Here is an 11,452-nt window from a genome sequence, read left to right as displayed (position 1 = left end):
GAACCGCAATGAACACACCGTTCGACGAAGAACCCCATCGCCGCCCCGGCCTGCTTTCGCGGCTGCGCGCGTCCTTTCTGACGGGCGTCGTTGTCATTGCGCCTGTCTGGTTGACCGTCTGGCTGATCTGGTCGGTTGTCGGCTGGATCGATAGCGCGGTCCTGCCCTTGGTGCCACAGCAGTTCCAGCCGCAACAATATGTTGGCATTAACCTGCGCGGCGTTGGGGTGGTGATCTTCCTGATCTTCACCATTCTCGTCGGCTGGATCGCCAAGGGTATTCTGGGTCGCTCTCTGATCCATTTCGCCGAAGGCCTTGTTGGTCGGATGCCGGTCGTGCGCTCGGTCTATTCCGGGATCAAGCAGATCTCAGAAACGGTGTTTGCCCAGACAGAACGCTCGTTTGAGAAAGCTTGCCTGATCCAGTACCCGCGCCGGGGCATCTGGGCGATCGGCTTCGTATCGACCACAGCCAGGGGCGAGGTAAGCGAACGCGCCGAAACGGGTGGTGAACTGCTCAGCATATTCGTACCCACAACACCAAACCCGACCTCGGGGTTTCTGCTGTTCTTCCCCGCCGAAGACGTAATCCTGCTAGATATGAGCATCGAAGACGCCGCCAAGTTGGTGATTTCAGCAGGGCTTGTTTATCCCAATGACAAAGATCCGACGCAGCCGCCCGAATGATCAGCTGAACATCGCAGGCAGATCAATTGTGCTGTTCTGACCCAGGTCGTCTTTGTGTTTCGCAAGAAAACCACCCGCCGCGTCGCGCCCAGCCTTTTTCAGCTTATGTAGAATAACCGGATTGGGCACTGTTTTGGTGGCTACTGACAAACTGTTCATCAGTTCGTTGTCAGCGATCATATGCACCAGAACACGGCTCATCTCTCCGGCTTTCAGCTTACCCTCTTTCAGCAACCGCTGAACAAAGCTGATCGCCCGCAACTCGCGAAACAGGGATGAGTTGAAGCTGATCTCGTTTACCCGGTTCTGGATTTGCTGCGGTGTCATCGGAATCTCGTCGCGTTCCAGCGGGTTGATATTCACAATCACCACGTCATCCGGCAAATCGTCGTTGAACAGCGGATAAAGCGCTGGATTGCCGGTATAGCCGCCATCCCAGTAGGCTTCGGTTCGATTTGTTTTCGGATCAAATATCTCAACCGCCTTGAACAGGGTTGGCAGACAGGCCGAGGCCAGAATGGCATCGGTCGAAATCTCGTCTCCGGTAAAGATACGGATCTTACCGCTGCGCACACAGGTGGCACACACGTAAAGGCGCGGGCCTTCATCCGCGCAAATCTCGGCAAAATTGAACCGATCAACCACCGGCTCAAGCGGGTTGGTGTAGAATGGACCATAGGCGTAAGGCGACACCATCCGCGACCAGGCATCGCCGATGGAGAACGGTACCGAATATTCCATTGCCTGCGCGATGGCCGCCGGCTCCAGCCCCCGAAACCAGTTTGCCATGCGCATGTCACCGATTGCGCCCATACGCTGCCACAACCCGTCCAGGCGCGCCCGTGCACCCTTACGCCCGGAATGCACCATCCCGGACTTGTACGCCGCCCCGTTCAGCGCACCTGCCGAGGTTCCCGTGATGGCCGCGACCTCGATATCCTCTTCATCCAGCAGACGGTCGAGCACACCCCAGGTGAACGCCCCGTGCGCCCCACCACCCTGCAAAGCCAGATTGATCCGTTTCATGTCCCCGCCCCTTCATCTTTTCAATAATGCGCCGGTCAATAATGCGCCGGGGGTATGGGGGCAGCGCCCCCATTAAACCTCAAAGCGCAGTCCAGCCACCATCGACGGAAATTGTAGTTCCCGTGATCTGCGCCGCCGCGTCCGAGCACAGGAAGATAGCCGTACCACCCAGTTGCTCGACTGTGGCGAACTCCTTGGACGGCTGCCGCTCCAGGAGAACATTCTTCACCACATCCTCGCGGCTCATGTTATATTCCTTCATCGTGTCAGGGATCTGCGTCTCGACCAAAGGCGTCAGAACATAGCCCGGGCAGATGGCATTGCAGGTAATCGGTTCCTGCGCGGTTTCCAGCGCCACTGTTTTGGTCATCCCCACCACACCGTGCTTGGCCGCAACATAGGCAGCCTTGAAAGGTGATGCCGTCAGACCATGAGCCGAGGCAATATTCACCACCCGTCCCCAACCTGCCTTCCGCATCATCGGCAGCGCAGCGGCAGTTGTATGAAAGACCGAGTTCATGTTGATCGCGATGATCGCATCCCATTTATCAACCGGGAACTGATCAATCGGAGAGACATGCTGGATGCCTGCATTATTCACGAGGATGTCACAAGCCCCGGCCTGCTCAATCAGCGACCGGCACTCGTCACCTTCCGACATGTCGGCTTTGATGTAGCGTGCATTGGTCCCGGTCTCTTTCGAAATCTCTGCGGCAAGTGCGTGGTCTTCATCGCGATCCGTAAAGGAGTTCAAAACCACATCGGCGCCGGCCTTGGCCAGTTCCCGTGCGACCCCCAGACCGATGCCCGAATTTGATCCAGTGATGATTGCTGTTTTGCCGGACAGGCTCATGTCCATTCTCCCTCAAGCGTTAATCTGGCGCACCATGCCATGCTGCACCTGCAAAGAAAACGGGGAAACATTTCGGATTGGAATCCCGGCCTGAGACTTATCGGGCGCACAAAAAAAACGCCCGCACGAAGCGGGCGTTAAGTTATTGAGGCAGGTTTCATACAGGCAAGAAACCTATCGAGCAGTGGAACCTTTATAAGCAATTCTGCGCCTTCGTCCAAGCTAAAAGTTTGATAATAAGAAAAATCATCACTACGGTGATCTCCAACAAAATAAGGCCAGAGCAGGATTGTTTCCAAAATGAGCTCGGATTTTCTCCGTCCGTTTCGACCACTTGCGGCGGGAATCGCCAGCATTTTCGTAATGTCAATCGCCCATGCAGAATCGTCTCATGGCATAGCTATGTATGGGGACCCGGCCCTACCACCGGATTTTGTGTCTCTCCCTTATGCAAACCCGGATGCGCCCAAGGGTGGCAAAGCCGTGTTCGGAAATACCGGCGGCTATAACAGCCTGAACCCGTTTCTGCAAAAAGGCACCTCGCCATGGCAATTGCCGTTCTGGACTCATGAAAGCCTGATGGGGCGATCCTGGGACGAACCTTTCACACTTTACGGGCTGTTAGCCGAATCAGTTGAGACTGCTCTGGACCGATCATGGGTCGAATTCACCTTGCGGGAAGAGGCGCGTTTCTCCGACGGCAGCCCGGTTACGGTCGACGATGTGATCTGGTCTTTTGAGACTCTCGGCACTCGGGGGCATCTGCGCTATCGTGGTCTGTGGGGCAAGATCGACAGTATTGAACAGACCAGCCCGCGTTCAGTGCGGATCACATTCAATGAACCAGACCGGGAACTGGCTCTGCTGGCCGGGATGCGCCCAATTCTGCAAAAAGCACAGTGGGAGGGGAAAGACTTTGCTGATGCCAAGTTACAAGATATTCCAATCGGTACCGGCCCTTATGTGATCGACAGCTATGAAGCGGGGCGCTACGTGAACCTGCGTCGCAACCCGGACTATTGGGGTCAGGATATTCCGTTCCGTCGCGGAACCATGAATCTGGACGAAATGCGGATCGAATTCTATGGGGATGGCAGCGTCCTGTTCGAAGCCTTCAAGGCCGGAGAACTGTCGGCCGTCCGTGAATTCAACGGCGACAAATGGGACACGCAATACAACTTCCCCGCCGTTCAACGCGGCGACGTCATCAAGACCGAAATCCCGCATGGCAAACCGTCAGGCATGACCGGGTTCGTGATGAACACCCGAAAGACCCCATTCGACGACTGGCGCGTACGCGACGCGCTGACGCTGGCTTTCAACTTCGAATTCATCAACGACACGATTACCGGCAGCGCACAACCTCGGATCACGTCTTATTTCTCGGGCTCGGACCTCGCCAAGCAACCCGGCCCTGCACAGGGGCAGGTCAAAGACTTGCTGGAACCGTTCGCTGCCGAATTGATACCAGGCACGCTAGAGGGTTACGAGTTGCCGCAAGGCGACGGGTCAGCTCGCAACCGGGCAAATATTCGCAAAGCCGTCAAGCTTCTGACCGATGCAGGATGGACCGTTCAGGATGGCGTATTGCGCAATGCAAATGGCGAAGCTTTCCAGATGACGTTCTTGCTGCAACAGGGCGACAGCGATATGGCGACGGTTATCGAGATCTATTCCCGTGCTCTGGAACGTCTTGGCATTCAGGTCATGACGGAACAGGTCGACAATGCGCAATATGTTGGGCGTACCTCTGAACTGGACTTTGATGTAACACCTTTTCGGCGCGCGCTCTCGCTGTCTCCCGGCAACGAACAGCGGTTGTACTGGGGCAGTGAAAATGCCGACACGCCCGGAACGCGCAACCTGATGGGCGTCGCCTCGCATGCCGTCGATGCGATGATCGATGCCATGCTGGCCTCGGAATCGCGAGAGGATTTCGTGGCCGCAACACGGGCACTGGACCGGGTTCTGACGGCGGGCCGTTATGTCATCCCGATCTGGAGTTTCGACGTCGGACGTATTGCTCATACCAGCGAACTCAAATTCCCCGACACTTTGCCCATCTATGGTGATGGTCCGCAATACATGCCTGAAGTGTGGTGGTACGAAACCCGATAAAGGCATGATCCAAAGACTGGCCGGGGCAAGAATAGCCCCGGCGGGTCATCCCAAATCGGCTTCTCCAAAGGCTCGAGAAATCAAGCGCTGGCTATTCGTTTACGTCTGCTGTCAGGAAGCCTGCACCGGTCGGCGAAATTCAGCACATCGCATCCCATACAAGATATCGATTGGGCAGAAACAAATCACGGCAATGATCAGAAAGCCCCTTCAACACTTGGTGAACCGGCGACAAATGCTCTCTAAAGGCTTTAATCGGTCGGAAAAAATTATATATAAATGTTATATTTAGGCTCAATCAAAAGCTGGAAATTGCCTCTGATTTCTTGCCGCCGCAGTCGCTCGACACTGCGGATGAAAGAACAATCGGGCCCGCCACCACTCACACCAAATGTTGGCCCGTAGGCCCGTTGCGGAAACTTCGCAGCGGGCGCAATCCCACAAAAGAAGCGTAACAACACGATGCGACATTTTGTCATGTCTTACGCTGCGGCACCCTCTCCGTAGTCTAATATGAGGGAGAGCAGTCCTAATAGCTACAAAAGGAAAGCTCATAGATGATGAACTGGACCGATCTTACAAGAGACTGGAGCGTAGCCTACGAACGCGCGAAGCGGCGCTTTCCGAACTTGCGTGATCAGGACATGATGCGCGTCTTAAAAGATCGAAAAAGGTTCGAAGCCTATCTGGCAGAGCGTCACCAGCTAACGATAAATGAGGCGCATGAAGAGGTCGAAGACTTCCTGTACACCGAAGGACTGAATCGGGAATTCAGCAGCGCTGCTTTAAGCAAGTGATGTGACCCATAGGATTGTCGCATCTTCGTCACTGACGGAAATCACGTTGTGGCCCATGCTGCCATCGTAATAAGCGCTGTCGCCTCTGCGCATCTCAACCGGCTCATAAAACTCGGTGTAAAGCTTGATGACTCCGGTCAGTACATACATGAACTCTTCGCCGTCATGGCGGACCCAGCCGTCAAATTCATCCATTGATCTTGCGCGGACCCGCGCGCGATAGGGCAGCATTTGTTTCTTGGTCAGGGTTTCAGCCAGCAACTCATGTTCATAGGTGGTTGTGGCATGCGCCGCGCCGTCGCCCAGACGGGTGATTGCCATACGACCGATCACCTGATCGCGCTGAGGCGGCGTGAATAGCTGCGGAACCGAAATCTCCAATCCGATAGCAAGCTTCTTGAGCGCATCGTAAGTGGGCGACATCTGCCCGTTTTCAATCTTGCTGAGGGTTGAGCGTGCCAAACCGGCCTGACTGGCGGCCTGTTCCAACGTCCATTCCCGCGCCTTGCGCAGCTCTCGCACGCGCGCGCCCAGGTCCAGCGGTTCAACTTCGGTGTGATCACCAGAGTCGCGGGCAATTCGGATCAGGGATTTGGGATCTTGGGTGCTCATGCCCTTCTCTATAGGCCCGGCCAGCCGCGCTTGCAACGCGACAGGCGGCGCGGTAGCCAGAGGTCATGTTGTCCATCTTCGATCAGGGGGCGCCCGTGCCCTGCCCCGCTCCGTTCAACCTGGCAGCCCATGTTCTGGGCCGCGCGGATCAAGTCCCGAATAAAGTGGCTTTGTCAGTCTTACAAACGAACGGCGCGCAGGATTGGAGCTATCTCGATCTGAAAGCAGCTGTGCTGGGCACCGGCACGGGTTTGCTGCAGGCCGGTCTGAAACGCGGTGACATTGCTCTGATGCGGCTGGGCAATACAGTGGATTTCCCGATCGCCTATCTGGGTGCGATTGCCGTGGGCATTGTACCGGTGCCAACCTCGTCGCAATTGACGGAACCCGAAACTGCGAAATTGATCAACGATCTCTCTCCGGCGGCAATTCTGCGTGATCCGGATGTTGCCTGTGCCGTTCATCCCAAGCAGATCGAATTAGATACATTGCAAGCGATGCGAAACCTGCCACAGGCGGGCTTCGACATGGGCGACCCCGAACGTATGGCCTACATCGTCTATACTTCAGGTACGTCGGGCAAGCCTCGTGCAGTGGCCCATGCCCACCGTGCAATCTGGGCGCGGCAGATGATGGTCGATGGTTGGTACGGCCTGCGCGAGACCGACCGGCTGTGCCACGCTGGGGCATTCAATTGGACGTATACGCTGGGCACCGGCTTGATGGACCCATGGACCATCGGTGCGACGGCCCTGATCCCGGACCCCGGCACCGATATCACCGCCCTACCCACCATGCTGCGCCAGCATCGCGCAACGATCTTTGCTGCGGCCCCCGGCGTCTTTCGCAGGATATTACAAAAAACTGATCGGATGACGCTGCCAGACCTGCGGCACGGCTTGTGCGCAGGTGAGAAACTATCGCGCGCCCTGCATGAGAATTGGACGGCTTTAACCGGCACCGAGCTTTTCGAAGCCTACGGAATGTCCGAATGCTCGACCTTTATTTCTTCCAGCCCTGATTATCCCGCACGCGACGACGCATTGGGGCAACCGCAACCGGGGCGTCGTGTGGCGATCCTCGGCCCCGACGGTCCTGTGCCTCGGGGGAAGGAAGGCACCATCGCCATTCACCATTCTGACCCCGGGCTGATGCTGACTTATCTCAACGCCCCCGATGAAGTTGAAGAGCGTATGCAGGGTGAGTGGTTCCTGACCGGCGATCAAGGCGCCATGGCGGTGGATGGCCAGATCAGCTATCTGGGTCGCGACGATGACATGATGAACGCGGGCGGGTATCGCGTGTCTCCGGTCGAGGTCGAAGCCGCCCTGTCTCGTTTTCCGGGCGTCACACAGGTCGGCGCAGCCGCAGTCGAGGTCAAACCGGACACATTTGTGATAGCAGCCTTCTATACTGGTCCGGAAAAGCTGGACGATGTGGCTCTGCGTGCCTATGTCGAGGCCAACTTGGCGCGTTACAAACAACCACGCGCCTTCATCCACGTGCCTGCCCTGCCAACCGGCGGCAATGGCAAACTCCTGCGCCGGGCGTTGCCGGCCTATTTCGAGGCACCTACCAAATGACCCAGACAGTCAAGCTCGACATCCTGTCCGACCCGATCTGCCCGTGGTGCTATATTGGCAAAACGCATCTGGATAAGGCGTTGGCCAACGTGCCCGATCATCCTTTTGTCATTGAATGGCACCCATTCCAGTTGAACCCGGACATGCCAGATGAGGGTATGGATCGGCGCGAGTATCTGGAACGCAAATTCGGCGGTAAAGAAGGTGCGGTGCGCGCCTATGCGCCCGTGGTTGAACACGCTGAAAGCGCCGGTTTGAAGATCGACTTCGAAGGTATGAAACGAACGCCCAACACACTGGATGCGCATCGCCTGATCCATTGGGCTGGAATCGAAGACAAACAGAATGCCGTCGTCGATGCGCTGTTCGATGCCTACTTTGTTCAGGCCCGCGACATTGGCGACCCAGAGGTGCTCGCAGATATCGCCGACGGTGCCGGAATGGACGCGGCGGTGGTAATGAAACTGCTGAAATCAGACGCCGACCGCGAAGACATGAGCAAGCGTGATACCCATTCACGAGAAATGGGCGTCAGCTCGGTCCCGACATTCATTGTGGCCAACCAACACGCTGTTCCGGGTGCTCAACCACCTGAAATGTGGGAGAAAGTGATCGCCGAGATTTTGTCTCAACTTGAGGCTTCCCCTGCAGAATAGCACAGAGGTCTGTGCAAAATTCCAGTCTGGCCTAACCTGACCCGCCGTGATAGCGCGAACGGGTTAGGAGTGCTTTATGGCCAACCGCATGTCGAAGGCGGAATTCATTGCTCTGATTGCAATGATGTTCGCCACCATCGCTTTTTCGATCGATTCAATGTTGCCCGCCCTGCCCGAAATCGGCGCGCAACTAAGCCCCGACGACGTCAATCGGGCGCAACTGATCCTGACCTCTTTTGTGTTGGGCATGGGAATTGGCACGTTCTTCACCGGCCCTCTCTCGGATGCTCTGGGACGCAAACCGGTTATATACGGCGGCGCGGCCCTCTATATTGTGGCCTCAGCAGTTGCCTGGGCCAGTTCGTCACTGGAACTGGTACTGATCGCACGTGTGGTTCAGGGGCTCGGCGCGGCCGGGCCACGAGTGGTTGCCATGGCGATCATTCGCGACTTGTATTCCGGTCGCGAAATGGCGCGGATCATCTCGATTGCGATGATGATTTTCACATTGGTACCTGCTGCTGCACCGATGCTGGGCGCGGGCGTGATCGCCCTCTTTGGCTGGCGCGGGATTTTTGTGTCGTTCATTCTGTTCGCGTTGGTCATCATCTCTTGGATGGGCGTTCGCCTGCCGGAATCTCTGGCGCGGGAAAACCGCCGTCCCTTCCGCTTTCCGTTGATGCTCTCAGCCACGAAAGAAATGTTTGCCCATCCGACCGTCCGCCTTTCGATCATGGTTCAGACCCTGTGTATGGGGGTGTTGTTCACCATGCTGACGATGGTTCAGCCGGTTTATGACGTAGTCCATGACCGCGCCGAAAGCTTTCCGTTCTGGTTTGGGTTCGTGGCGCTGATGTCGGGGTCGGCCAGCTTACTGAACGCAGCACTTGTTGTGCGCGTGGGCATGCGCCGGATGGTGACTTGGGCACTGGGGGGACAAATCCTGATCACCGCATTTGTTATGACCCTAAGTGCCATGCACCTTTCGCCGGACGCTTCATTCGCGCTGTTTGTTTTCTGGCAAACAATGGTGTTTTTTATGGCCGGCGTAACATTGGGCAACCTGAACGCCATCGCCATGGAACCGATGGGGCATATCGCCGGAATGGCAGCCTCGGTCATCGGATCCATCTCAACGGTTCTGGCAGCGGCCATTGCCGCGCCGATCGGATTGCTGTTCGACGGTTCAATCGCACCTTTGACATTTGGCATCCTGACCATGTGTATTCTGGCTTTCGGCCTGATGCTGCATATGGGCCGCGTTGAAGAGCGCCTGCCAGCCTGATCTGTGCAACGTGTCGGAAACGCGCTACCCTCAGCTCATGCTGAGGGGAGTTTTTCCGATGAGTGACTATTACGATCTGGGCCACTATACATGTCCAATCTCCACTTCGATCCCCGAGGCGCAACTGTGGTTCGACCGCGGCCTGAACTGGACCTATGGGTACAATCACGAAGAAGCTGTTGCGTGTTTCCAGCGCGCGGCCGAGCATGACCCTCAATGCGCCATGGCCCAGTGGGGCGTGGCCTACGCGGCAGGGCCGAATTACAACCTGCCCTGGGATTTGCAGGACGAACGGGGGCGTAGAAAAGCCCTATCACTGGCCTTTGATGCCATGCAAAAAGCACTTGAGCTGGCCGACACATGCACGCCTGTTGAGCAAGCCCTGATCCGGGCCCTTCCTGCGCGCTACCCACAGCGAGATCCTATCGAGGATATGCACCCGTGGGATAACGATTTTGCCGCCGCAATGCGCGCGGCGTTTGCGAGGCATTCCGATCACCTTGACCTGCGCACAATCTATGTAGAAGCGCTTTTGAACCTGACACCCTGGAAGATGTGGGAGCTGAAAACGGGCGAACCGGCCAAGGGCGCTGCAACGCTTGAGGCCCAAGACGTGTTGGAATGGGCCATGGCCAACGAACCGGCAGCCATGTCGCATCCCGGTATTCTGCACCTTTATGTCCATCTGATGGAGATGTCACCTACGCCAGAAAAGGCCCTGAAAGCCGGTGATGTCCTGCGCACATTGGTTCCGGATGCGGGCCATCTGGTGCATATGCCGACACATATCGATGTTCTCTGCGGTCACTACCACAATGTGGTGCATTGGAATGAGAAAGCTTCGCAAGCTGACCTGAAGTACTATGAACGCGAAGGCGCGTTCAACATTTACACCGGTTATCGACAACATAACTATCACTTCGCCATCTACGGTGCGTTGTTTCTGGGGCAACTCGAACCTGCCCTGCGTGCCAATCAGGGCCTGTGGGAAACGACGCCCGAAGAAATGCTGCGCATCGAAAGCCCCCCCATGGCGGATTTCTTCGAAAGCTACATGTCCATGGGTCCACATATCCTGATCCGATTTGGCCTGTGGGACGAGGCCAAAGCGCTGGAACTACCCTCGGACCCGGATCTTTACCGTACTTTAACCGCCACGACCCATTACGCGCGCGCCATTGCCCACGCCGCAACCGGTGATGTCATCAACGCCGAAGCCGAAGAGAACCTGTTTCTCGCAGCCAAGGAATGCGTGCCCGAAACCCGCAGGCTGCACAACAACCGTGTGATCGACCTGTTGGAAATAGCGCGGGAAATGCTGCACGGTGAGATCGAATATCGCAAAGGCAATTTCGAAATCGCCTTTGCCCATCTGCGCCGCTCGGTCGAACTGGACGATACACTGCCTTATGACGAACCCTGGGGCTGGATGCAGCCGACACGCCACGCGCTTGGAGCCTTGCTGTTCGAACAAGGCCATACGGAAGAAGCAGAGGCAGTCTATCGCGAAGATCTGGGTCTCGGCGGCTCGCTAAGCCGCGCTTCGATCCACCCAGACAATGTTTGGAGCCTGAAAGGGTTGCACGATTGCCTTAAAGCCCGTGGAGAAGAAGTAGAAATCCTGCAGATCAAACAACGGCTCGGCCTGGCCCTCGCCCGCGCCGACCGTATAGTGGCTGCGTCATGCTTTTGTGCACAGTCTGCGATGCGTAATTGAAGTGTTAAGGTCGCGCTGACGCGCGATGCCTCCGGCGGAGGTGTTTTTAGCCAGATGAAGCTGGCATCCCTTGTTCATCTGGCCGAAAATACCTCGGGGGAGTCGCGCGACACGCGCAG

10 protein-coding genes are annotated in these 11,452 nt (G+C 56.6%); 7 read left to right on the top strand and 3 right to left on the bottom strand.

The features are described from left to right. Nucleotides 1-8 precede the first annotated feature (8 nt). The gene (locus tag Q0816_RS04135) at nt 9-686 is read left to right on the top strand and encodes a DUF502 domain-containing protein (RefSeq protein ID WP_298847949.1); all 678 of its coding nucleotides are present in this window, start codon (nt 9-11) and stop codon (nt 684-686) included. Here the strand turns inward: Q0816_RS04135 and Q0816_RS04130 are convergent, their stop codons facing one another. Next, nucleotides 687-1,712 carry a patatin-like phospholipase family protein gene (locus Q0816_RS04130; RefSeq protein ID WP_298847947.1) on the bottom strand — a complete coding sequence of 342 codons (1,026 nt, stop codon included), beginning with the start codon at nt 1,710-1,712 and terminating at the stop codon, nt 687-689. Nucleotides 1,713-1,791: 79 nt separating this feature from the next. Next, on the bottom strand, nt 1,792-2,565 hold the full coding sequence (locus tag Q0816_RS04125; protein ID WP_298847945.1) for a 3-hydroxybutyrate dehydrogenase: 774 nt from the start codon (nt 2,563-2,565) through the stop codon (nt 1,792-1,794). 300 nt (nt 2,566-2,865) lie between these two features. On the opposite strand from Q0816_RS04125, the gene Q0816_RS04120 reads away from it, so the two are divergent. Then, nucleotides 2,866-4,683, top strand: coding sequence for an extracellular solute-binding protein (locus Q0816_RS04120; protein WP_298847943.1), 1,818 nt, complete (start codon nt 2,866-2,868; stop codon nt 4,681-4,683). Between the two features lie 557 nt (nt 4,684-5,240). Further along, nucleotides 5,241-5,480, top strand: a complete 240-nt coding sequence (locus tag Q0816_RS04115) for a hypothetical protein (RefSeq protein ID WP_298847942.1) — start codon at nt 5,241-5,243, stop codon at nt 5,478-5,480. Here the strand turns inward: Q0816_RS04115 and Q0816_RS04110 are convergent. Then, complete coding sequence (locus Q0816_RS04110; RefSeq protein WP_298847941.1) at nt 5,469-6,092, bottom strand: XRE family transcriptional regulator; 624 nt, start codon at nt 6,090-6,092, stop codon at nt 5,469-5,471. The genes Q0816_RS04115 and Q0816_RS04110 overlap by 12 nt on opposite strands. Before the next feature lie 65 nt (nt 6,093-6,157). Between Q0816_RS04110 and Q0816_RS04105 the strand changes: the two genes are divergently transcribed. The 4 genes from Q0816_RS04105 (at nt 6,158) to Q0816_RS04090 (ending at nt 11,333) form a co-directional block, all read left to right on the top strand. Further along, on the top strand, nt 6,158-7,675 hold the full coding sequence (locus tag Q0816_RS04105) for a class I adenylate-forming enzyme family protein (protein WP_298847940.1): 1,518 nt from the start codon (nt 6,158-6,160) through the stop codon (nt 7,673-7,675). Continuing rightward, nucleotides 7,672-8,331, top strand: a complete 660-nt coding sequence (locus Q0816_RS04100) for a DsbA family oxidoreductase (protein ID WP_298847939.1) — start codon at nt 7,672-7,674, stop codon at nt 8,329-8,331. Before Q0816_RS04105 ends, Q0816_RS04100 begins: the two co-directional genes overlap by 4 nt. Nucleotides 8,332-8,407: 76 nt before the next feature. Beyond that, entirely contained in the window at nt 8,408-9,616 is a 1,209-nt protein-coding gene (locus Q0816_RS04095; RefSeq protein WP_298847938.1) for a multidrug effflux MFS transporter, read from the top strand. 58 nt (nt 9,617-9,674) lie between these two features. Continuing rightward, nucleotides 9,675-11,333: a hypothetical protein gene (locus tag Q0816_RS04090; RefSeq protein ID WP_298847937.1), complete on the top strand. Its 1,659-nt coding sequence runs from the start codon at nt 9,675-9,677 to the stop codon at nt 11,331-11,333. Nucleotides 11,334-11,452 lie beyond the last annotated feature (119 nt).

Source organism: uncultured Ruegeria sp. (assembly GCF_947497005.1).
GTDB lineage: Bacteria > Pseudomonadota > Alphaproteobacteria > Rhodobacterales > Rhodobacteraceae > Ruegeria.
The sequence above is the reverse complement of the archived record's forward strand: the minus strand, read 5'-3'. Positions and strand labels throughout refer to the sequence as shown.